This window comes from Streptomyces sp. JLBG701, from assembly GCF_058544905.1.
The window spans coordinates 2,158,546-2,180,073 of record NZ_CM178588.1; the positions used below are offsets into that span (position 1 = coordinate 2,158,546).

Sequence of the window (21,528 nt, forward strand, 5' to 3'; positions counted from 1 at the left end):
TCTTACTTCTCCTCGGTACGGGTGTGGCTCCCGGCGGGCTCGCTGCCACCCAGAAGCAGGTACAGGACGGCCATGCGGATGGAGACTCCGTTTGCGACCTGCTCGACGACGGTGCAGCGCTCGGAGTCGGCGACCTCGGCGGTGATCTCCATGCCGCGGACCATCGGGCCGGGGTGCATCACGATGGCGTGCTCGGGCATCCGGGCCATGCGGTCGCCGTCGAGTCCGTAGCGCCGCGAGTACTCGCGCTCGGTCGGGAAGAACGCCGCGTTCATCCGCTCGCGCTGCACGCGCAGCATCATCACGGCGTCGGACTTGGACAGGGTGCTGTCGAGGTCGTACGAGATCTCGCAGGGCCAGGACTCGACGCCGACCGGCACCAGGGTCGGCGGGGCGACGAGGGTGACCTCGGCGCCGAGGGTGTGCAGCAGGTCCACGTTGGAGCGGGCGACGCGGCTGTGCAGGATGTCGCCGACGATCGTGATGCGCTTGCCGGCCAGGTCCTGCCCTATCCCGGCGTCCCGGCCGACGAGTCGGCGCCGCATGGTGAATGCGTCGAGCAGAGCCTGGGTGGGGTGTTGGTGGGTGCCGTCGCCGGCGTTGATGACGGCGGCGTCGATCCAGCCCGAGGTGGCCAGGCGGTACGGGGCTCCGGAAGCGCCGTGCCGGATGACGACGGCGTCGACGCCCATGGCTTCGAGGGTCTGGGCGGTGTCCTTCAGGGACTCGCCCTTGGAGACGCTCGACCCCTTGGCGGTGAAGTTGATGACATCGGCGGAGAGGCGCTTCTCGGCGGCCTCGAAGGAGATCCGGGTCCGGGTCGAGTCCTCGAAGAAGAGGTTGACGACGGTGCGGCCGCGCAGGGTCGGCAGCTTCTTGATCGGCCGGTCGGCGACCCGGGCCATCTCCTCGGCGGTGTCGAGGATCTGGACGGCGTCGTCGCGGGTGAGGTCGGCGGCCGAGATGAGATGACGCTGCATCTTTCAGGCTCCGTAAGGCAGTTCACGACATTGGGGAGATTCCGGGCGCGCGGGGGCGCAGGAGCGGGGCGCACGACAAGGACGTACGCCTACGTCCTACTGCTGCTCGCCCGAGGAGGTCCGCTTCACACCGAGCAGCACGGTGTCGCGACCGTCCTCCTCGGCGAGCTGGACCTTGACCGTCTCCCGCAGCGACGTGGGGAGGTTCTTGCCGACGTAGTCGGCGCGGATGGGCAGTTCGCGGTGGCCGCGGTCGACGAGAACCGCGAGCTGCACCGCGCGGGGACGCCCGATGTCGTTCAGGGCGTCGAGGGCGGCCCGGATGGTGCGGCCGGAGAAGAGCACGTCGTCGACGAGGACGACCAGGCGGCCGTCGATGCCGTCACCGGGGATCTCGGTGCGGGCCAGCGCGCGCGGCGGATGCATGCGCAGGTCGTCGCGGTACATGGTGATGTCGAGCGAACCGACCGGGATCTTGCGGCCGGTGATCTCCTCCAGCTTGGCGGCGAGCCGCCGGCCGAGGAAGACGCCCCGGGTCGGAATACCGAGGAGCACCACGTCGTCGGCGCCCTTGGCGCGCTCGACGATCTCGTGGGCGATGCGGGTCAACACCCGCGCGATGTCGGGGCCTTCGAGAACGGGCCGCGCATCGGACTCGTACTGCTGCTTGTCCTGCTCAGTGTCCATACGAAACGGACCTCCTTCTCCGCCTCACGGGACGGACCTTAAAGGACGTCGGATTTGCGCCACCCACGTTAGCAGGCCGGACTGTCGCCCCAGATCACCCGTATGGCGGAACCCGCCTCCGGTCCCACGGAAGAGTCGGTGCGGACCATTCGGCTTGACGCAGCAGAGTAACGCTGCGTAACCTCACAGTGAGTTACCAGCCGCGCGGCGTGGAAAACACCCAGCCGCGTTGACACAGTGCCGGGGAGCTATATGTCCAGCGAATACGCCAAACAGCTCGGGGCCAAGCTCCGGGCCATCCGCACCCAGCAGGGCCTTTCCCTCCACGGTGTCGAGGAGAAGTCCCAGGGACGCTGGAAGGCGGTTGTGGTCGGGTCCTACGAGCGCGGCGACCGCGCCGTGACCGTACAGCGCCTTGCCGAGCTGGCGGATTTCTACGGCGTTCCCGTACAGGAACTGCTGCCGGGCACCACGCCGGGCGGAGCGGCCGAGCCGCCGCCGAAGCTGGTTCTGGACCTGGAGCGGCTGGCCCACGTGCCGGCCGAGAAGGCGGGCCCCCTCCAGCGGTACGCCGCCACGATCCAGTCGCAGCGCGGTGACTACAACGGCAAGGTGCTGTCGATCCGTCAGGACGACCTGCGCACACTCGCCGTCATCTACGACCAGTCGCCCTCGGTCCTCACCGAGCAGCTGATCAGCTGGGGCGTCCTCGACGCGGACGCGCGCCGCGCGGTCTCCCACGAGGAGAGCTGACAGCACTCAGCAGAAACGTTGCCGCCGGGGTGGCCGGAACTTCATGGTTCCGACCACCCCGGCGGCTTTCTGCGGGCCTGGAGGGGCGCCGGGGTCCAGGAATGCCGGAGGGCCCACAGCGTGCCGCTGTGGGCCCTCCGGCAAGTTCGCGCCCTTAAGGGGCGCGGGGAACTGCGCGACGAGCCACAGACGGCCCCCAGGCCACCTACGACCCCATCCCCGGCTCTCCCAGCGGAGCTAGTCGCGGCGGAGCTGGGGCTTCAGGTCCTTCAGCCGGCCGAGCAGGCCGTTGACGAACGAGGGCGACTCGTCCGTGGAGAACTCCTTCGCCAGCTGCACCATCTCGTCGAGGACGACGGCGTCCGGGATCTCGTCGGCCCAGATCAGCTCGTAGGCGCCGAGGCGCAGGATGTTGCGGTCCACGACCGGCATACGGTCGAGCGTCCAGCCGACCGAGTACTGCGAGATCAGCTCGTCGATGCGCTTCGCGTGCTCCGCGTAGCCCTCGACCAGCTGCATCGTGTACTCGCTCACCGGCGGCTGCCGGGTGTCGGCCCGGGAGAGCCGGATCCAGTCCGCGAGGACCGTCTGGACGTCCGCATTGCGCTGGTCACCCTCGAAGAGGATCTGGAAGGCGCGCTTGCGGGCCGTGTTGCGAGCAGCCACGGTTAGCTGTTCACCCGGCCGAGGTAGTCGCTCGTGCGGGTGTCGACCTTGATCTTCTCGCCGGTGGTGATGAAGAGCGGCACCTGGATCTGGTGGCCCGTCTCCAGCGTGGCGGGCTTGGTGCCACCGGTGGAACGGTCGCCCTGGACACCCGGCTCGGTCTCCTGGACGACGAGCTCGACGGCGGCCGGCAGCTCGACGAAGAGCACCTCGCCCTCGTGCTGCGCGACCGTGGCGGTGAAGCCCTCGATCAGGAAGTTGGCGGCGTCGCCGACGGCCTTGCGGTCGACCATGAGCTGGTCGTAGGTCTCCATGTCCATGAAGACGAAGTACTCGCCGTCCATGTACGAGAACTGCATGTCGCGCTTGTCGACAGTGGCCGTCTCGACCTTGACGCCGGCGTTGAACGTCTTGTCGACGACCTTGCCGGAGAGCACGTTCTTGAGCTTGGTGCGCACGAAGGCAGGGCCCTTGCCGGGCTTGACGTGCTGGAACTCGACGACGGACCAGAGCTGGCCGCCTTCGAGCTTGAGCACCAGGCCGTTCTTGAGGTCGTTCGTGGAAGCCACGGTTGCGGAATCTCCTGGACTGACGTGGACGACCCCGGGGCACGCGCGTAGCTCTTAGGCTAGAGCGCGAGCAGCTCCTTGGTCGTGATGGTGAGTAGCTCGGGTCCGCCGTCCGCCTCAGGGCGTACGACGAGCGTGTCATCGATCCGGACACCGCCCCGGCCCGGGAGGTGGACCCCCGGTTCGACGGTGACCGGCACGCAAGCGTCCAGTTTACCCATGGCCGCGGGGGCCAGCTGCGGGTCCTCGTCGATTTCGAGCCCGACACCGTGTCCGGTGAGGGGGGCGAGGCCCTCGGTGTAGCCCGCGGAGTCCAGTACCTGACGTGCTGCGCGGTCCACGTCACGGTAGGCGGCCCCGGGTGCCAGGGACTCCCGTCCGGCACGCTGGGCGGCGAAGACGAGGTCGTACAACTCGATCTGCCAGTCCGCCGGGGACGTACCGATGACGAAGGTGCGACCGATCTCGCAGCGGTAGCCGCGGTAGGTCGCCCCGAGGCACACGGAGAGGAAGTCTCCCTCCTCGACCCGGCGGTCCGTGGGGCGGTGAGCACGTCTGCCGGAGTTGGGGCCGGTGGCGACGGAGGTCGCGAAGGCGGGGCCCTCGGCGCCGTGGTCGACGAGGCGTCGTTCCAGCTCAAGGGCGAGATGGCGCTCCGTGCGGCCTACGAGGATGGACTCCAGCAGCTCACCTAGGGCCTGGTCGGCGATCTCCGCGCCGATGCGGAGACAGGAGATCTCCTCCTCGTCCTTGACGACCCTGAGCTGTTCGACAGCGCCGCCGACGTCTGTGAGGCGCAGCCGGGGGGCCACCGAGCGGATGGCTCGGTGGCGGGTCACGGTGAGGTGGTGTTCCTCCACGGCCAGGGATTCGGCCCCCTGGGCCGCGGCGAAGTCGGCCGCCGCGACGGCCGGGTCGCCGCCGGGGCCGGGCAGGGTCTGGATGCGCAGTGCCTCGTCAGGGCGGCCCTCGGTGGGGCGGTCGTCCGGTGGGCCTGTGCAGACAAGGAGGTCCTCGCGCTTTCCCAGCAGGAGTACGGCGCCTTTCGGGGCCGCTCCCGCTAGGTAGCGGACGTTGGCGGGGCGGGAGACCAGGGCGGACTGGCTGCCGCCGGCTTGGCAGCTGGCCCTCAGTCTGGCTCGGCGGGTTGTGTACACCTCTGGCATGAGATGAGCGTAGGAGGGGTGACCGGATTGTGCCGGTTGGGAGGGTGCCGTTCGGGGGACAGGGGTGCGGATCTCTGTTGTGCGCCGAGTGCAGGCCGGTGGGGGCTTGTCGCGCAGTTCCCCGCGCCCCTTAGGTATGTCCGCCTAGCCCTGATTACCAAGCCGGCGGGCTGGCTATTGACCTTGCCAGTACGTCGTCCAGGAGTTTTGCCGTCTGGGGGACGTCCAGTTGGGAGTTGTCGATGATCGGGAGGCCTGAGCCGTACCAGCCCGCCATTCGGCCGTGGATGCGGGCCACCTCCTCGTCGGTGAGGCGGCGGTTGCCTGAGCGTTCCGCGTTGCGTTCCAGGACTACTTCCAGGCCGGGGAGGAGGACCACCGGGAGGAGGCCGGGGCCCACGTGGCGTTTCCAGCCGCCGAGGCCTACCACCGGGCGGTCGGGGAAGACGGCGTCGTCGAGGATGCAGGAGATGCCGTTGGCCAGGAAGTTGCGCGCGGCGAAGCCGCAGGTGCGGCGGGCCAGGCGGTACTGGGCCTCCGAGTGGTCGTTCCAGCCCGACTGTGGGTCCGCGAAGCCCGAGCGGACCCACTCACGTACGTCGTCGAGGCTGATGTGGGCCGTGGGGACCCGGCGGTGGTCGGCCCAGTACTTGGCGACGCTCGTCTTTCCGGCGCCGGCCGGGCCGATGAGCAGCACCGCGAGGGTCGTGGACGTCAGGTCGGGGGCGGCCGTGGCGGGCGGCGTGCTGGGCATGCCGACGGGGCCGCCGGGCGGCAACGGCACATGGCCCGTGGTGTCGGGTGCCGGGGCGGCCGGGGCGTGCGGAGGAACCGGGGGGTGCTGGGCCGGATGCGGCGGCGGGGGCGGCGCGGTGAAGCCCGGTGCCGGAGGCGGTGGGGGTATCGGGGCGGATCCCTGATGGGCGCCCGGGTGGTGCGAACCCGGCTGCTGTGCGTCCGGCGACCAGCCGGCGTCGGGTCCGTGCCCCGGTTGGTGGGGCGGCGGCAGCGGAGATCCCACTGCGTGCTGCATCCGGTGCCACTCCATCTCGTGTCTTCTGGCTCGCTCGCCTCCGGGCGCCCAGGGCGTCCCTTCAGCTCACTCCCGGCAGGCAATTGGCGCTGGCAGCGGGTCGCGAACCCCGCTCCCTACCGAACGGTACCGTCCCCGGCCGTCGTTTGGTGAACGGCCGGGGCGGGTCCGAAGTGCCCTTCTCCACAAGGCAAAACGGGCGGAAGGAGCTCCCCGGTACTTACTCGCCCACTTCGCCGTACGCGGCGAGCAGGACGGCCGGGTCGGGGCCCTCCAGGACGGTGGGCTTGGCCAGGCCGTCGAGCACGATGAAGCGCAGCAGGTCGCCGCGGGACTTCTTGTCGACCTTCATGGTCTCCAGCAGCTTGGGCCACTGGTCGTGGCGGTAGTGCAGCGGGAGGCCGACCGATTCGAGGACCGTGCGGTGGCGGTCGGCGGTGGCGTCGTCCAACCTGCCCGCCAGGCGGCCCAGTTCGGCGGCGAAGTGCAGGCCGACCGAGACCGCGGCGCCGTGCCGCCACTTGTAGCGCTCGTTCTTCTCGATGGCGTGCGCGAGGGTGTGGCCGTAGTTGAGGATCTCCCGCAGGCCCGACTCCTTGAGGTCGGACGAGACGACCTCGGCCTTGACCTTGATGGAGCGCTCGATGAGTTCGGCGGTGTGCGGGCCCGCCGGGGTGCGGGCGGCCTCGGGGTCGGACTCGATGAGTTCCAGGATCACCGGGTCGGCGATGAAGCCGGCCTTGATGATCTCGGCGAGCCCGGAGACGTAGTCGTTGACCGGGAGGGAGTCCAGCGCGGCCAGGTCGCAGAGCACGCCCGCCGGCGGGTGGAAGGAGCCGACGAGGTTCTTGCCCTCGGCGGTGTTGATGCCGGTCTTGCCGCCGACGGCCGCGTCCACCATGGCGAGCACGGTCGTCGGGACGGCGATCCAGCGCACCCCGCGCAGCCAGGTCGCCGCGACGAACCCGGCCAGGTCCGTGGTGGCGCCGCCGCCGACGCCGACGATGACGTCGGAGCGGGTGAAGCCGGACTGGCCGAGCGCCTTCCAGCAGTAGGCGGCGACCTCGGCGGTCTTGGCCTCCTCGGCATTCGGCACCTGGATGGCGACGGCCTCGTAGCCCTGCCCGGCCAGGTCGGCGCGGAGCGCGTCACCGGTGTCGGCGAGCGCCTCGGGGTGGATGACGGCAACCCGCTTGGCCTTCTCGCCGATCAACCCGCCTAGCTCGCCCAGGAGTTGACGGCCCACCAGAACCTCGTACGGCTCACTGCCCGCCGTCCCGCCGACCTGGATCCGCGTCACTGCCTCGCTCATGCTTCCTTCAACTCCAGTGCGTCCAGTACGGCTTGGGTGACGTCTTCCGGCGTACGGTCGTCGGTCGCGACGACCGCGGCGGCTACCTCGGCGTACAGGCCACGCCGGGCCTCCATCAACTCCCGCCACTGCTTGCGCGGGTTGATGGCCAGCAGCGGACGGGCCGCGTTGAGGCCGGTGCGCTTGACGGCCTCCTCGACGTCCATCGAGAGGTAGACGACACGGTGCCCCGCGAGCAGCGCGCGCGTGTCCGCGTCCAGGATCGAGCCGCCGCCGAGAGCGAGGACGCCCTCGTGCTCGGCCAGCGCCCGGTGCACCGCCCGCTTCTCGATGGCCCGGAAGACCGGCTCGCCCTCGTCCACGAAGATCTCGGCGACGGAACGGCCCTCGGCCGCGACGATGTCGTCGTCCGTGTCCCGGTAGCCGACGCCGAGCCGCTCGGCGAGCAGCTGCCCGACGGTGGACTTGCCCACCCCCATCGGGCCGACCAGCACGATCTGCGGAGCGGTCACCGGATGGCCAGGTTTTCGAGGTACGACTGGACGTTTCGGCGGGTCTCGCGCACCGAGTCGCCGCCGAACTTCTCCGCGACCGCGTCCGCGAGGACGAGCGCGACCATCGCCTCGGCGACGATGCCGGCGGCCGGGACCGCGGACACGTCGGAGCGCTGGTGGTGGGCCTGAGCGGCCTCGCCGGTGGCCACGTCGACGGTCTGCAGGGCGCGCGGCACGGTCGCGATCGGCTTCATCGCGGCCCGCACCCGCAGCAGCTCACCCGTGGTCAGGCCGCCCTCGGTACCGCCGGAACGGCCGGAGACCCGCCTGATGCCCTCGTCGGTGGCGACGATCTCGTCGTGCGCCTTCGAGCCGGGCACCCGGGCCAGCTCGAAGCCGTCGCCGATCTCGACGCCCTTGATCGCCTGGATGCCCATGAGGGCACCGGCCAGCCGGGCGTCCAGCTTGCGGTCCCAGTGCACGTGCGAACCCAGACCGACGGGAACGCCGTACGCCAGGATCTCGACCACACCACCGAGGGTGTCGCCGTCCTTGTGGGCCTGGTCGATCTCCGCGACCATCGCCTTCGACGCGTCCGCGTCCAGGCAGCGCACCGGGTCCGCGTCGAGCCTCTCGACGTCGGCCGGCGTGGGGTACACACCCTGCGGTGCCTTCGCGCCGGCCAGTTCGACGACGTGCGAGACGACCTCGATACCGGCCGTCTCCTTGAGGTACGAGCGGACCACCGCGCCGAGCGCGACACGGGCCGCGGTCTCACGTGCGGAGGCGCGCTCCAGGATCGGCCGGGCCTCGTCGAAGCCGTACTTCTGCATGCCCGCCAGGTCGGCGTGGCCGGGGCGCGGCCGGGTCAGCGGGGCGTTACGGGCGAGGCCGGCCAGGATCTCCGGGTCGACCGGGTCGGCCGCCATGACCTGCTCCCACTTGGGCCACTCGGTGTTGCCCACCATGATCGCGACCGGCGAACCCATGGTGAGACCGTGCCGGACACCGCCGAGGAAGGTGACCTCGTCGCGCTCGAATTTCATCCGCGCGCCGCGACCGTAGCCCAGCCGCCGCCTCGCGAGATGGTCGGCCACCATCTCGGTGGTGATCGGCACGCCGGCGGGAAGGCCCTCCAGCGTCGCGACAAGTGCGGGACCGTGGGACTCCCCCGCGGTCAGCCAGCGCAACCTGCTCAACGGTGCTCCTCATGCTCGCGCCCTCGTACTGCCCTGCGTACGCGCGTCCTCGCGTACGGCGACGGCGCGACCGGGTGCGCGGCCCTGGCCCGCCAACCCCGATCCTCCCACGTCCGGGGCCCGAACCCGGCCGCCGGTCCATCAGACGGACGGCGGCCGTGGAGCTCCGCAGGTCCTAGCGGGCCGCGAGCGCGTGTTCGCCCGCCTTGCGCATCGCGTCCACGGGGGCGGGCGCTCGCCCCGTCATCTGCTCGACCTGCAGCACCGCCTGGTGCACGAGCAGGTCGAGACCACTGACGACAGCACCGCCGTACGCCGACCAGCGGGCCGCGAGGGTGGTGGGCCAGGGGTCGTAGAGCACGTCGAAGAGGGTGGCGGGCCGCTCCGGCACCTCGGCGGCGAGTGCGTCGGTCGTACCGGCCGGGGTCGTCGCGATCACCAGGGGGCTGCGCAGCGCGTCGGCCGCGTCCGCCCAGTCCGCCGTACGCACCTCGATGTCGAGGCGCTCGCCCCACTGGCGCATCTCGGCGGCGCGGGCCTCGCCGCGGACGTAGGCGACGACCTCGCCGGTGCAGATCCGCGCCAGCGCGGCCAGCGCGGAGGAGGCGGTGGCGCCGGCGCCGAGGATCGCGGCCGAGTCGACCTGTTCGATCCCGCGCTCGCGCAGCGCGGCGACCATGCCGGGGATGTCGGTGTTGTCGCCGACGCGGCGCCCGTCCTCGGTGAAGACGACCGTGTTGACCGTCTCGACGGAGGCCGCCGTCTCGCTGATCTCGTCGAGCAGCGGGATGACGGCCCGCTTGAGCGGCATGGTCAGCGACAGCCCCGCCCACTCCGGCCCGAGATCCGCGAAGAACCCGGGCAGTCCTGCCTCGTCGATCTCGAAGCGGTCGTACGACCAGTCCGCGAGCCCCAGTTCCTGGTACGCGGCGCGGTGCAGCACCGGGGAGAGGGAGTGGGCGATGGGCGAACCGAGTACGGCGGCCCGGCGGGCGTCAGTTGCCCGAACTGTCATTGCGCGTCCTTGAGCCTTGCGGATGCGGCGTACGCCGCCGCGGATCCGGTTCCGTACATCACCATTGCTGACAGATCAGCCGAGCGGCTTTGCCCGGAGCGGACATCCGCCCCGGGCCGAGCCGTTGCCGGTCCTAGTCCCTCGACGCGTTGAACTCGTCGACGAGCTTCTCGTGTTCGGCGAGCGTCTTGGTGAACTTGCTGGTCTTGCCGTCCAGCGAGATGAAGTAGTACCAGCCTTGCTTCGTCGGGTTGAGCGCGCCCCGGAGCGCCTCCTCGCCGGGGTTGTCGATGGGGCCCGGCGGCAGTCCCTTGACGTAGTACGTGTTGTACGGGTTGTCGTACTGCTTCAGCTCGGCGATCGTCAGGTCGATCTTGCTCTGGTTCTTCACGTAGTTGTACGTGGAGTCGAACTCCAGGGAGCCGTAGGTCTGGGGGTTCCCGGGCTTGAGGCGGTTGTAGACGACCTCGGCCATCTTGCGGTAGTCGTCGTGGCTCGTGCCCTCGGCCTGCACCAGGCTCGCCACGGTGAGCAGTTGCCAGGGGCCGTCGAGGCCGAGACCCTCGGCCTTCTTCTGCAGGCCGAGCTCTTCGTACTTGTCGTTCGCCCGGGCGACCATCTCCTTCAGGATGGTCTCCGGCTTCTGACCCTTGCTGGCCGCGTAGCTGGAGGGGTAGAGGAACCCTTCCAACGGGTCCTTCAGGTTCGGGTGGTCCAGCGCCCAGTCGGGCAGCCCGAGGTCCTTGTACTCCTTCTTCGCGACCTTCGCCGTGGTGCCCTCGGCCGCCCCGACGCGTTGGTCGATCAGCTTGTAGACCGCCGTGTTGCGCAGGCCCTCGGAGACGATGAGGTTGTTCTGGCTCTTGGGGTCGAGCATCAGCGCCACGGCACTCTTGGCGGACATCTCCTTGTTCAGGAGATAGGCGCCGGCCTGAATCGTGTCGCCCTGGGGATTCTGCGTCTGAGCGGACACGAAGGCGTCGACGCTCTTGACGACCCCCGCCTCCTTGAGCAGCCGCCCGATCTCCGCACCGCCCGCGCCCGTCGGGACCACGACCGAAACCGTCGCACTGGTGCCGTTGCCGGCGTAGTCGGGAGGCTCGGCGAAACGATCCTGGTAAAACTGGTAGCCGAAATATCCGACTCCGGCGAGACCGCCGCCGAACACCAGAACGACCACCAGGCACGCGCAGCCGCTGCGTCGTTTCTTGCCGCCCTTGCCGCCCTTGCCCTTCCGGTCGCCGCGCCGGCTTCCCGGCTCGTCGTCATCGGAGTCGTCATCGTCGTCGCCGCCCGCGAAGAAGGCGTGTTCGCCCTGGTCGGGGCCTGGGTCCCAGTCGGTTCGCGGCTCGGGCTCGGCCTGTCGCCGGCTCGGCGGCTCCGGGGGCGGGTAGGCGTCCGAGGTGCCGTAGTAGTCGGGCTGTCCGCCGCCGTACGCGACGGCCTGCTGGCCGTACGGGTCACCGGGGTCCGCGGCGTAGGGGACCTGCGCATGCGTGCCGGTGCCGTCCCAGCCGCCCTGCTGGTACTGCTGGGGTTGACCCGCGTAGCTGTCGTACTGCTGGTGGTTCTGGTTGTCGTACTGCTGATTGTTGTACTGCTGGCCGTTCTGGCCGTTGTACTGCTGCTGGCTCTGATCGTCGTAGGGCTGGTACTGCTGCTGCGCCTGACCGTACGCGGCCTGCTGGCCGTCGTTGCCCCAGTCGCCGTACTGCGGCTGCTGCGGCTGCTGCGGATAGTGCTGCGGCTGGCCGCCGTAGGGGGACTGCCGGCCCACCTGGGCCTGCTGTCCGCCCCATCCGTCGTCCCCGTACAACGGGTCCTCCGGATGCCACGGTTCGGAGCCTTGGCCCCGGCCATACTCAGTCATCGATCCCCTAGAGCCGCGAGGCGGCGGTCGCACGGCTTACGGCTCCGCGTCCGTTCCGCCTCTCTCAGTGCGGCACCTGTTCGAACAGCGCCGCAGTCGCGCGGAACGTTACCGTATCGCGATCAGATGACCACTTCGACGCCCTCGCCGGGTGCTTTACCTGACACCCGTTCGGATTCCAGCGCCTGCTGCAAGATGATCACAGCGGCGGCCTGGTCGATGACGGACCGCCCCTTCTTGGACTTCACGCCCGAGGCGCGCAGTCCCTGACTGGCCGTCACCGTGGTCATCCGCTCGTCCACCAGTCTGACCGGCACCGGGGCGATCCCCCGGGCCAGCTCCTGGGCGAAGCCGCGGACCTTGACCGCGGCCGGGCCCTCGCCCCCCTTGAGGGAGCGAGGGAGACCGACGACGACCTCGATCGGTTCGTACTCCTCGACCAGTTGCCTCAGCCGCCGGTGAGCTGCCGGGACATCACGTCCCGGCACCGTCTCGACCGGTGTGGCGAGGATCCCGTCGGGATCGCACGAGGCGACCCCGATACGGGCGTCCCCGACGTCGATCGCGAGTCGACGGCCGCGGCGCATGGCCTGTCCTTCGTCGGTCACTTGACCGTTTCCGCCACGAGCCGCTCGACGGCGTCGACGGCCTCGCCGATGGCGGCCGGGTTCTGGCCACCGCCCTGGGCGACGTCCGGCTTGCCGCCACCGCCGCCGCCGAGGGTCTTGGCGGCCGTACGGACCAGGTCGCCGGCCTTGAGACCGCGCTCGCGGGCGGCCTCGTTGGTGGCGATGACCGTGAGCGGCTTGCCGTTGTTGACGGTGAACAGGGCGACCACGGCGGCCCGTCCGCCCTGGACGCGGCCGCGCACGTCGAGCACCAGCTTGCGCAGGTCGTCCGGGGTCGTGCCGTCCGGGACCTGGCCGGTGACCAGGGCGAGACCGCGTACGTCCTTGGCGGACTCGACGAGACCGGCGGCGGCCTGCAGGACCTTCTCGGCGCGGAACTTCTCGATCTCCTTCTCGGCGTCCTTCAGCTTGCCGAGCATGGCGGAGACCTTCTCCGGGAGCTCCTCCGGGCGGCCCTTGATCAGCTCCTGGAGCTGGGCGACGACCGTGTGCTCACGGGCCAGGAAGTTGTAGGCGTCGACGCCGACGAGGGCCTCGATACGGCGGACACCCGAGCCGATCGACGACTCGCCGAGCAGCTTCACCAGGCCGAGCTGGGCGGTGTTGTGCACATGCGTGCCGCCGCACAGCTCCTTGGAGAAGTCGCCGATGGTGACGACGCGGACGCGCTCGCCGTACTTCTCGCCGAACTCGGCGATGGCGCCCTGCTTCTTGGCCTCGTCGAGGCTCAGGATCTCGGCGTGCACGTCCAGGTCGCGGGCGAGCACCTCGTTGATCTTCTGCTCGACGTCGGTCATCACGGCCGTAGGAACGGCGGACGGCGAACCGAAGTCGAAGCGGAAGCGGCCGGGCTGGTTCTCGGAACCGGCCTGGGCGGCCGTCGGGCCGAGGGCGTCGCGCAGGGCCTGGTGGGTGAGGTGGGTGGCCGAGTGGGCGCGGGCGATGGCGGTGCGGCGGCGGGTGTCGATCGAGGCCTGGGCCTTGGCGCCGACGGTGACCTCGCCGAACTGGACGACGCCCTTGTGGACGTACACACCCGGGACCGGCTTCTGGCAGTCGCGGATCTCGATGACGGCACCCGTGTCGACCTTGATGCGGCCGGTGTCGCCGATCTGGCCGCCGCCCTCGGCGTAGAAGGGGGTCCGGTCGAGGACGATCTCGACCTCGTCGCCCTCGGTGGCGGCCGGGGAGGAGGCACCGTCGACGAGGATGCCGACGATCGTGGACTCGCTCTCGGTGTCCGAGTAGCCGACGAAGTCGGTCTCACCGGCCTTGTCGGCGATCTCCCGGTAGGCGCCGGCGCCGGCGTGGCCGGTCTTCTTGGCCTGGGCGTCGGCCTTGGCGCGCTCCCGCTGCTCCTTCATCAGGCGGCGGAAACCGTCCTCGTCCACGGACAGGCCCTGTTCGCCGGCCATCTCCAGGGTGAGGTCGATCGGGAAGCCCCAGGTGTCGTGGAGCAGGAAGGCCTTGTCGCCGGCGAGGACCGTGCCGCCGGACTGCTTGGTCTCGGTGACGGCGGTGTCGAGGATGTTGGTGCCGGCCTTCAGCGTCTTGACGAAGGCGTTCTCCTCGGCGAGGGCGACCTTCTCGATGCGCTCGCGGTCGGAGACGAGCTCCGGGTACTGCTGGCCCATCATCTCGATCACGACGTCGATCAGGTCCTTGACGACCAGACCCGTGGCGCCGAGCAGCCGCATGTTGCGGATGGCCCGGCGCATGATGCGGCGCAGGACATAGCCGCGGCCCTCGTTGCCGGGGGTCACGCCGTCGCCGATGAGCATCACGGACGTCCGCATGTGGTCGGTGACCACGCGCAGGGAGACGTCGGAGTCGTGGGCGGTGCCGTACTCGACACCGGTCAGCTCGGTGGCCTTCTTGATGACGGCCATGGAGGTGTCGATCTCGTACATGTTCTGCACGCCCTGCAGAATCATGGCGAGCCGCTCCATGCCGAGGCCCGTGTCGATGTTCTGGCTCGGCAGGTCGCCGAGGATCTCGAAGTTGTCCTTGCCGATGCCCTCGCCGCGCTCGTACTGCATGAAGACGAGGTTCCAGATCTCCACGTACCGCTCGTCGTTGACGGCGGGGCCGCCCTCGACTCCGAACTCGGGGCCGCGGTCGTAGTTGATCTCGGAACAGGGGCCGCACGGGCCGGGGACGCCCATGGACCAGTAGTTGTCCTTCATGCCCAGGCGCTGGATGCGCTCCTTCGGCACGCCGACGACCTCGTGCCAGATGCGCTCGGCCTCGTCGTCGTCCTTGTAGACGGTGATCCAGAGCTTCTCCGGCTCCAGGCCGTAACCACCCTTGTCCTGGGGCGTGGTGAGCAGCTCCCAGGCGTACTTGATGGCGCCTTCCTTGAAGTAGTCGCCGAAGGAGAAGTTGCCGCACATCTGGAAGAAGGTGCCGTGGCGCGTGGTCTTGCCGACCTCTTCGATGTCGGGTGTGCGCACGCACTTCTGCACGCTGGTGGCGCGCGGCCACGGGGGCTTGACCTCGCCCAGGAAGTAGGGCTTGAAGGGCACCATGCCGGCGGGGACCAGGAGCAGAGTCGGGTCGTCCGCGATGAGCGACGCCGAAGGGACGACGGTGTGCCCGCGCTCCTCGAAGAAGCTCAACCAGCGGCGACGAATCTCGGCCGACTCCATCAGTGGTCCTCATTCCGGTTGTACGAGTACGTCGTGCTGTCGATGACGTACGTCTTGGGGTCGTTGCGGTTCTCGATGGCGGGTGCGCGCCGGGGTGCGGGGAGTTCGGGGTTCTCGTGGATCCCCAGCGCCTCCCCCAGCTCGGCCTCCCGCTGGGCCATGCCCGCGCGCACGTCGAGCGCGAAGCCCACGGCGTTGTCCTTGAGCCGCTGGCCCGCCTCGATCGCCTTGTTCGCCGCGGCGGCGGCGAGGTTCTCGGGGGTCAGCTGCCTGAGCTTGCGGTTGACCTTGGTGGTGGCCCAGACACCGGCGGCGACGCCCGTGGTGAACCAGAAGGTACGGCGGAACATCGCTGGGTCAGTCCTTCTTGCTCCGGTTGTTCCGCTTCTCCCGCCGCGCTGCCGGGACGGTGCGGCCCACGATCACGGTACGCCTCGCTGTCTTGGCGGGCACGTCCTCCTTGCGGCCGCCGATGGCCCGGCGCACGCCGTAGCCGAAGGCCGCGACCTTGACCAGGGGGCCGCCGAAGGTGGAGGCAACGGTGGTGGAGAGCGCGGAGGCGTTCGAGGTGACCTCCTGGACGTCCGAGGCGATCGCATCGACCCGGTCGATCTGGGTCTGTGCGGAGCGCACCGCGGCGGAGGCGTCTGCCAGGAGCGGGACGGCCTGGTCGGTCACGTCCGCGACGAGCTTGGTGGTCGCCCTGAGCGTCTGGGCCAGCCTCACCAGTGCGACGGCGAGGAAGGAGACCAGGATCGCCCAGAAGACGGCCACCAGGATCCCGGCCACCTCTCCACCGGACACTGTGTGCACCCGCTCCCTGAAACGTGCTTCTGAATCTGAAAAGTCGTGCGGTGAGCCTATCGCGCCGGGGGTGGAGGTCCGTACCGCATTACCGCCCGTGCGCGTGGGCAGTTGCGGGAAGCGATTGTACGGACCGAATACGGTTCAGTACGCTCCGTATTCCATGCGAGATCCCATGCGAGGTACTCACCGCACCGGCAGGGCCCTGGACGGCAACCTGCCGTGCGAACTCGACGCGTTCGTGGGCCGCTCGTGCGAACTCGCCGAACTGGACCGGGCGCTGGGTGAGGCGCGGCTGGTGACCGTGACCGGGGTCGGCGGGGTCGGCAAGTCCCGGCTGGCGGCGCACGCGGCGGCCCGGTCGGCGCCGCGCGACGGGGTGTGGCGGGTGGAGCTGGCGCCGGTGCGTGACCCGGAGTTCGTCGACTACGCGGTCGTAGAGGCGCTGGGGCTCAAGGACCACACCACGCGGCTGCCGCGTGAGACGTTGCTCGGCTCTCTCGCCGAGCGTCAACTCCTGCTGGTTCTGGACGGGTTCGAGCATCTGGTGGACGCGTGTGCCGGGCTGGTGGTCGAACTGCTGGGGAAGGTGCCGGGGCTCAGGGTGCTGGCCGTGGGCCGCAGGCCGCTGTCGGTGGCCGGTGAGCGGCTGCTTCCGCTGGCACCGCTGGGCGAGGACGAGGCGGTGGAACTGCTCGCCGAGCGGGCCGCGCGGCAGGGGGTGGCGGTCGGGGGCGACGAGCGGGACGTACGGGAGCTGTGCCGGCGTCTGGACGGGATCCCCCTCGCCGTCGAACTGGCCGCGGGGCGGCTGCGGGCGCTGTCCCCCGGGGAGTTGCTGGCCCGGTTCGACGACCGGTTCCGGCTGCTGACCGGCGGTGGGCGCAGCGCGCTGCCGCGGCATCAGACGCTGCGGACGGCGATCGGCTGGAGCCATGAACTGTGCACGCCCGAGGAGCGGTTGCTGTGGTCGCGGCTGTCGGTGTTCGCGGGCCGCTTCGACCTGGAGGCCGCCGAGTACGTGTGCAGCGGCGACGGTCTGCCCGCCGAGGGCGTCCTCGACCTCCTCACGGAACTGCTCGCGCAGTCCGTCGTGACGCGCGAGGAGAGTCCGGCGGGCGGGCGTTACCGCATGCTCGACACCGTCCGGGCGTACGGCGCCGACTGGCTGGAGGCGACGGGCGACACGGACCGGCTGCGGCGCCGGCACCGCGACTGGTATCTCGGCCTGGCCACCTGGTGCGAGCTGGACTGGTTCTCGCCGCGGCAGGGCGAGGTGGCCGCGCGCGTGGAGGCGGAGCTGCCGAATCTGCGCGGGGCGCTGGAGTACTGCCTGACCGAGCCGGACGAGGCACATCTGGGCCAGTACCTCGCGGGCTCCCTGTGGTTCTACTGGGCGGGCTGCGGGCGTCTGTCGGAGGGGCGGCACTGGCTGGAGCGCAGCGTGGAGCTGGACGCGGTGAGCGTGCGCTCCCGGCTGAAGGCCCTGTGGGTGCTCGGCTATGTGGCGATCCTCCAGGGCGACACGGTGCCCGCGCTGGCCGCGCTCCACGAGTGCCGGGAGGAGGCGGAACGTACCTCGTCTGCCACGGCGACGGCCTACGCGGAGCACCGCACCGGGTGTCTGGCCCTGGTCACCGACGACATGGAGCGCGCGGAGATGCTGCTGCGCTCGGCCCTCGACCGCTATCAGGAGATCGGCGAACTCAACAGCAACGTGCTGATGGGCCAGGTCGAGCTGGCGATGACGCGGGCGTTCCAGGGCGATCTGCCGGAGGCCGTGAAGCTGTGCGAGGACGTCCGGCGGGTGTGCGACGACCATGGCGAGCGGTGGACCCGCGCCTACGCGTTGTACGTACTGGCGTACGCCGCCTGGAGCGGGGGTGATCTGGGCCGGGCCCGCGAGCTGCTGACGGACTGCCTGGGCAGCGCCCACTCCTTCCACGACCTGCTCGGCTCGGTGCTGGCCGTGGAGCTGCTGGCCCTGGTCACGGCGTCGGAGGGCGACACGGCCGAGGCCGCGCTCCTTCAGGGCGCCGCCGTCGGGATGTGGCCCTCGGTGGGCCTGCCGTTGTTCGGTTCGGCCTACTACAACGCCCCGCACGAGCTGTGCGAGGCCATGGCCCGGGAGCGCCTGGGCGAGGCGTACGAGGAGTGCGTACGGGACGGGGCACGGCTCGGCCGGGAGGCGGCGGTGGCCCGGGCGCTGGGCGGCTCGCGGACCCGCTCGCTGGAGGCGATGCCGGCGCCGCGCGGGGTGGTGCGGCAGACGCGGGCCGCATTGGAGTCGCGAAAGCCCGCCGCCTCGCCCACCCGGAAGGGCGGGGAGACGGCGGGCTGAGGCGCAGGTGGTGCGAGGGCCTGTCGTCACATTCCCGTCGTCCGCCCGGAGGGCGGGCCGCGCGGCGTCAGGTGCGTGCTCTCGGCGTGCCGGGCGTGGGCCCTCGTACTGGTTGTACGTGGGTCCGCGCCCGGTGCGGCGAGTGGGGGCACCTCCCACGCCCTTTAGGCAGTGGGGGAGCGTGCATGGCGTCGCGCGGCAGGCGGGAATGTGACGACAGGCCCTACGTCCGTTGCTGGTTGATCAGCGGGCGTAGTACTCGACGACGAGCTGCTCGTCGCAGATCACCGGGATCTCCTTGCGGTTCGGCTCACGGTCCAGGCGGAACGCCAGGGCCTTGAGGTTCACCTGGAGGTAGCGCGGGGTCTCGCCGTCGGGGGCGAAGCCGCCCTCGCGGGAGATCGAGAACAGCGTCTTCTCACGGCTGCGCTCGCGGACCATCACGACGTCGTCGGGACGGACACGGAACGACGGCTTGTCGACCTTGCCGCCGTTGACCTCGATGTGGCCGTGGACGACCATCTGGCGGGCCTGGTAGATCGTGCGGGCGATGCCCGAACGCAGGACCAGCGCGTCGAGACGACGCTCCAGCTCGATGATCAGGGCCTCACCGGTCTTGCCCTGAACCTTGGAGGCACGCTCGTAGGCGCGGACGAGCTGGCGCTCGGACACGTCGTACTGCGCGCGCAGACGCTGCTTCTCCAGCAGACGAACCTTGTAGTCCGAGTTCTGCTTGCGGCCACGACCGTGCTCACCCGGCGGGTAGGGACGGGCCTCGAAGTACTTGACGGCCTTCGGGGTCAGCGCGATGCCGAGGGCACGCGACTTCTTGACCTTGGGGCGGGACTGATTTGCCACAATGGCTTCCTTGTCGTATTACGTACGGCTTGTCAGGGTGGAGGGGAGGTCGCATCCGCAGCCGGGGAAACCCTCCTCGTCCTGCTGGACGGGGTGGGCAGCCGCTCCCCTGATCTGGGCACATACGTGCAGCACACGAGTGGCCCATCGACCGGTCCCGTCGTACGACGGGTGGTGATGGGCTGCCCGCGACACCTAATCGACGGTGCGCGACGCTCCTGGAACCCCCAGTGGGGGTTCCGGCCGGTTGTCCCGCTCTGACTGCGCGGGACTCGACACTTCGAAAGATTCTACAGGGTGCTCAGGACCGCTTCCGACCGAGGTGCTTCCTGGTCCACTCGACGGCATCCGCGTACCGCGCCTCGGCGCCATGCCGGGTCGGAGTGTAGTACTCCCGGTTCTTCAGCTCCTCCGGGGCGTACTGCTGCTCGGCGATGCCGTTGGCCAGGTCGTGCGGATACACGTACCCCTGCGCGTGCCCCAGCTTGGCCGCGCCCTTGTAGTGCCCGTCCCGCAGATGCATCGGCACGGGTCCCGCATGCCCCTTGCGTACGTCCTCCATGGCGGCGCCGATCGCGATCGTCGCGGCGTTGGACTTGGGGGCCAGGGCGAGGGCGATGGTGGCGTGGCTGAGAGTGAGGGCGGCCTCGGGGAAGCCGATCATGGCGACGGCCTGGGCGGCGGCCACGGCTATCGGCAGGGCATTGGGGTCGGCGAGGCCGATGTCCTCGCTGGCGGAGATCATCAGGCGGCGGGCGATGAAGCGGGGGTCCTCGCCGGCCTCGATCATCCGGGCCAGGTAGTGCAGGGCGGCGTCGACGTCGGAGCCGCGGATGGACTTGATCAGGGCGCTGGCCACGTCGTAGTGCTGGTCGCCGTCGCGGTCGTAGGTGACGGCCGCGCGGTCGACGGTCTCCTCCAGGGTCTGGAGGCCGATCTCCGCCTCGCCCTTGTCGAGGGCGGCGCCGGCGGCGGCCTCCAGGGCGGTCAGGGCACGGCGGGCGTCACCGCCGGCGATCCGCAGGAGGTGGTTCTCGGTGTCCTCGGGGAGGGTGACGGCGCTTTTGAGACCACGCTCGTCGGTGAGGGCCCGGCGGAGGAGGCCGCGCAGGTCGTCGTCGGTGAGGGGTTCGAGGGTGAGGAGGAGGGAGCGGGAGAGCAGGGGGGAGATCACCGAGAAGTACGGGTTCTCGGTGGTCGCCGCGATCAGGGTCACCCAGCGGTTCTCCACCGCCGGGAGCAGGGAGTCCTGCTGGGCCTTGCTGAAGCGGTGGATCTCGTCGAGGAAGAGGACGGTCTCCTTGCCGAAGCCGCCGGTGGCGCGGCGGGCGCCGTCGATGACCGCGCGGACCTCCTTGACGCCCGCGGTGATCGCCGACAGCTCCACGAACCGCTTGTTGGTGGCCTTCGAGACGACGTACGCCAGGGTCGTCTTGCCGGTGCCGGGCGGGCCCCAGAGGATCACCGAGGAGGGTCCGGCGGGGCCGCCGCTCCCCTCGCCGACCAGTCTGCGCAAGGGTGATCCGGGCTTCAGCAGGTGCTGCTGGCCCACCACCTCGTCGAGGGTGCGCGGGCGCATCCGTACCGCCAGGGGACTGCTGGACGGGTCCTTCTCCTGGCGTTCTTCTGCTGCGGCGGTGAACAGGTCGGGCTCCACGCTCAAAACCCTATGTCACCGCACTGACAACGCCGTCCGGCCCCGGGATTTCGGGGCCGGCGGCCGGTCAGCTGGTCCAGAAGTCCCACCAGCGGGTCAGGATCAGCATGCCGATGATGCCGATGTGCAGCACGGGCAGGACCCAGGTGAACTCGCCGAAGAAGCTCTTGAGCCAGTGCGGCGCGGGCAGGAAGCCGTTCCTGACGTTGAACGAGGTCAGGTACCAGAACATGATGATCGTGGCGACCCAGGCGAGGCAGCACCACAGGCACAGCGCGTTGATCCGGTACAGCGACTGGAACATCAGCCAGGCGCAGAAGCCGACGCCGAAGAGGGTGCCGGCGTTGAAGGTCAGCCAGTACCAGCGCGGGTAGCTGGCCCGGGCGAGCAGGCTGATGCCGACGCAGATGACGATGCCGTAGGCGACGAGGCCGAGCATGGGGTTGGGGAACCCGAAGGCCGAGGCCTGGTCGCTCTCCATGACGCTGCCGCAGGAGACGACCGGGTTGAGGCTGCAGCCCGGCGTGAACGACGTGCCGGCGACCTTGGCCTCGAGCAGCTTGAACTTGTCGATCGTGATGACCCACGCGGCGAGCAGCCCGGCCGCACCGGTGATCACCAGCAGCAGGGCGAAGGCACGGCTGCCACCCACCGACCGGGGCGCGTCGTCGCGCTCCGGCTCGGGGTCGGTGGAGACGCTTTTGACTGTCGTCTTGCTCATCACGCCGATTCCGTCACTTGAGAGTTGGGCCTTCTTCGGGCATGGATCATTGTGCCCCACGCGCGCGGGTGTCCACCGTTCGGTGGACATAAGGAGGTACGCACGGTCGTCCCGGAACGTTCGGTT

The 21,528-nt window shown here is 70.0% G+C and carries 20 protein-coding genes; 2 read left to right on the top strand and 18 right to left on the bottom strand.

Annotation, left to right across the window (positions count from 1 at the left end):
• Positions 1-2 precede the first annotated feature (2 nt).
• Both AC5DRG_RS09890 and pyrR read right to left on the bottom strand, forming a co-directional pair.
• Positions 3-980 (bottom strand): aspartate carbamoyltransferase catalytic subunit, encoded by a 978-nt coding sequence (locus AC5DRG_RS09890; protein WP_491809625.1) that lies wholly within the window; start codon positions 978-980, stop codon positions 3-5.
• 96 nt (positions 981-1,076) lie between these two features.
• Positions 1,077-1,667: a bifunctional pyr operon transcriptional regulator/uracil phosphoribosyltransferase PyrR gene (gene pyrR, locus AC5DRG_RS09895; RefSeq protein WP_491809626.1), complete on the bottom strand. Its 591-nt coding sequence runs from the start codon at positions 1,665-1,667 to the stop codon at positions 1,077-1,079.
• A 252-nt stretch (positions 1,668-1,919) separates the two neighbouring features.
• On the opposite strand from pyrR, the gene bldD reads away from it, so the two are divergent.
• Positions 1,920-2,420, top strand: a complete 501-nt coding sequence (bldD, locus tag AC5DRG_RS09900; RefSeq protein WP_003956405.1) for a transcriptional regulator BldD — start codon at positions 1,920-1,922, stop codon at positions 2,418-2,420.
• A 237-nt stretch (positions 2,421-2,657) separates the two neighbouring features.
• On the opposite strand, the gene nusB is transcribed toward bldD, so the two are convergent.
• The 13 genes from nusB to AC5DRG_RS09965 form a co-directional block, all read right to left on the bottom strand.
• Entirely contained in the window at positions 2,658-3,086 is a 429-nt protein-coding gene (nusB, locus tag AC5DRG_RS09905; protein ID WP_491809627.1) for a transcription antitermination factor NusB, read from the bottom strand.
• 2 nt (positions 3,087-3,088) lie between these two features.
• A complete protein-coding gene (efp, locus tag AC5DRG_RS09910) occupies positions 3,089-3,655 on the bottom strand; it encodes an elongation factor P (RefSeq protein ID WP_037742222.1) in 567 nt (188 codons plus the stop codon).
• Between the two features lie 59 nt (positions 3,656-3,714).
• The gene (locus AC5DRG_RS09915; protein WP_491809628.1) at positions 3,715-4,821 is read right to left on the bottom strand and encodes an aminopeptidase P family protein; all 1,107 of its coding nucleotides are present in this window, start codon (positions 4,819-4,821) and stop codon (positions 3,715-3,717) included.
• A gap of 154 nt (positions 4,822-4,975) precedes the next feature.
• Positions 4,976-5,854, bottom strand: a complete 879-nt coding sequence (locus tag AC5DRG_RS09920; RefSeq protein WP_491809629.1) for a Pro-rich N-terminal domain-containing protein — start codon at positions 5,852-5,854, stop codon at positions 4,976-4,978.
• A gap of 220 nt (positions 5,855-6,074) precedes the next feature.
• Positions 6,075-7,166 carry a 3-dehydroquinate synthase gene (gene aroB, locus AC5DRG_RS09925; protein WP_491809630.1) on the bottom strand — a complete coding sequence of 364 codons (1,092 nt, stop codon included), beginning with the start codon at positions 7,164-7,166 and terminating at the stop codon, positions 6,075-6,077.
• Positions 7,163-7,678, bottom strand: coding sequence for a shikimate kinase (locus tag AC5DRG_RS09930; RefSeq protein WP_491809631.1), 516 nt, complete (start codon positions 7,676-7,678; stop codon positions 7,163-7,165). The genes aroB and AC5DRG_RS09930 overlap by 4 nt, the downstream gene beginning before the upstream one ends.
• Positions 7,675-8,859, bottom strand: coding sequence for a chorismate synthase (aroC, locus tag AC5DRG_RS09935; RefSeq protein ID WP_491809632.1), 1,185 nt, complete (start codon positions 8,857-8,859; stop codon positions 7,675-7,677). Before aroC ends, AC5DRG_RS09930 begins: the two co-directional genes overlap by 4 nt.
• 175 nt (positions 8,860-9,034) lie before the next feature.
• Positions 9,035-9,874 carry a shikimate dehydrogenase gene (locus tag AC5DRG_RS09940; RefSeq protein ID WP_491809633.1) on the bottom strand — a complete coding sequence of 280 codons (840 nt, stop codon included), beginning with the start codon at positions 9,872-9,874 and terminating at the stop codon, positions 9,035-9,037.
• A 133-nt stretch (positions 9,875-10,007) separates the two neighbouring features.
• Positions 10,008-11,744, bottom strand: a complete 1,737-nt coding sequence (gene mltG, locus AC5DRG_RS09945; protein WP_491809634.1) for an endolytic transglycosylase MltG — start codon at positions 11,742-11,744, stop codon at positions 10,008-10,010.
• A gap of 122 nt (positions 11,745-11,866) precedes the next feature.
• Positions 11,867-12,331, bottom strand: a complete 465-nt coding sequence (gene ruvX, locus AC5DRG_RS09950) for a Holliday junction resolvase RuvX (RefSeq protein ID WP_127182916.1) — start codon at positions 12,329-12,331, stop codon at positions 11,867-11,869.
• A 17-nt stretch (positions 12,332-12,348) separates the two neighbouring features.
• A complete protein-coding gene (alaS, locus tag AC5DRG_RS09955; RefSeq protein WP_491809635.1) occupies positions 12,349-15,021 on the bottom strand; it encodes an alanine--tRNA ligase in 2,673 nt (890 codons plus the stop codon).
• On the bottom strand, positions 15,021-15,371 hold the full coding sequence (locus AC5DRG_RS09960; RefSeq protein WP_491809636.1) for a hypothetical protein: 351 nt from the start codon (positions 15,369-15,371) through the stop codon (positions 15,021-15,023). The genes alaS and AC5DRG_RS09960 overlap by 1 nt, the downstream gene beginning before the upstream one ends.
• A 7-nt stretch (positions 15,372-15,378) precedes the next feature.
• Entirely contained in the window at positions 15,379-15,834 is a 456-nt protein-coding gene (locus AC5DRG_RS09965; RefSeq protein WP_491809637.1) for a DUF948 domain-containing protein, read from the bottom strand.
• A gap of 166 nt (positions 15,835-16,000) precedes the next feature.
• Between AC5DRG_RS09965 and AC5DRG_RS09970 the strand changes: the two genes are divergently transcribed.
• Positions 16,001-18,166, top strand: coding sequence for an ATP-binding protein (locus AC5DRG_RS09970; protein WP_491809638.1), 2,166 nt, complete (start codon positions 16,001-16,003; stop codon positions 18,164-18,166).
• Between the two features lie 243 nt (positions 18,167-18,409).
• Here the strand turns inward: AC5DRG_RS09970 and rpsD are convergent, their stop codons facing one another.
• The 3 genes from rpsD to AC5DRG_RS09985 all read right to left on the bottom strand — a co-directional run bounded on the left by rpsD (position 18,410) and on the right by AC5DRG_RS09985 (position 21,402).
• Positions 18,410-19,024: a 30S ribosomal protein S4 gene (gene rpsD, locus AC5DRG_RS09975; protein WP_491809639.1), complete on the bottom strand. Its 615-nt coding sequence runs from the start codon at positions 19,022-19,024 to the stop codon at positions 18,410-18,412.
• 301 nt (positions 19,025-19,325) lie between these two features.
• Complete coding sequence (locus AC5DRG_RS09980; RefSeq protein WP_491809640.1) at positions 19,326-20,681, bottom strand: replication-associated recombination protein A; 1,356 nt, start codon at positions 20,679-20,681, stop codon at positions 19,326-19,328.
• A gap of 67 nt (positions 20,682-20,748) precedes the next feature.
• On the bottom strand, positions 20,749-21,402 hold the full coding sequence (locus AC5DRG_RS09985; protein WP_491809641.1) for a vitamin K epoxide reductase family protein: 654 nt from the start codon (positions 21,400-21,402) through the stop codon (positions 20,749-20,751).
• Positions 21,403-21,528 lie beyond the last annotated feature (126 nt).

Bases quoted from the DNA above. Each gene is read 5' to 3' on its own strand.
- AC5DRG_RS09890 (WP_491809625.1), bottom strand. From the start codon at position 980: ATGCAGCGTCATCTCATCTCGGCCGCCGACCTCACCCGCGACGACGCC.
- pyrR (WP_491809626.1), bottom strand. From the start codon at position 1,667: ATGGACACTGAGCAGGACAAGCAGCAGTACGAGTCCGATGCGCGGCCC.
- bldD (WP_003956405.1), top strand. From the start codon at position 1,920: ATGTCCAGCGAATACGCCAAACAGCTCGGGGCCAAGCTCCGGGCCATC.
- AC5DRG_RS09915 (WP_491809628.1), bottom strand. From the start codon at position 4,821: ATGCCAGAGGTGTACACAACCCGCCGAGCCAGACTGAGGGCCAGCTGC.
- AC5DRG_RS09920 (WP_491809629.1), bottom strand. From the start codon at position 5,854: ATGCAGCACGCAGTGGGATCTCCGCTGCCGCCGCCCCACCAACCGGGG.
- aroB (WP_491809630.1), bottom strand. From the start codon at position 7,166: ATGAGCGAGGCAGTGACGCGGATCCAGGTCGGCGGGACGGCGGGCAGT.
- AC5DRG_RS09940 (WP_491809633.1), bottom strand. From the start codon at position 9,874: ATGACAGTTCGGGCAACTGACGCCCGCCGGGCCGCCGTACTCGGTTCG.
- mltG (WP_491809634.1), bottom strand. From the start codon at position 11,744: ATGACTGAGTATGGCCGGGGCCAAGGCTCCGAACCGTGGCATCCGGAG.
- ruvX (WP_127182916.1), bottom strand. From the start codon at position 12,331: ATGCGCCGCGGCCGTCGACTCGCGATCGACGTCGGGGACGCCCGTATC.
- alaS (WP_491809635.1), bottom strand. From the start codon at position 15,021: ATGGAGTCGGCCGAGATTCGTCGCCGCTGGTTGAGCTTCTTCGAGGAG.
- AC5DRG_RS09960 (WP_491809636.1), bottom strand. From the start codon at position 15,371: ATGTTCCGCCGTACCTTCTGGTTCACCACGGGCGTCGCCGCCGGTGTC.
- AC5DRG_RS09970 (WP_491809638.1), top strand. From the start codon at position 16,001: ATGCGAGGTACTCACCGCACCGGCAGGGCCCTGGACGGCAACCTGCCG.
- AC5DRG_RS09985 (WP_491809641.1), bottom strand. From the start codon at position 21,402: ATGAGCAAGACGACAGTCAAAAGCGTCTCCACCGACCCCGAGCCGGAG.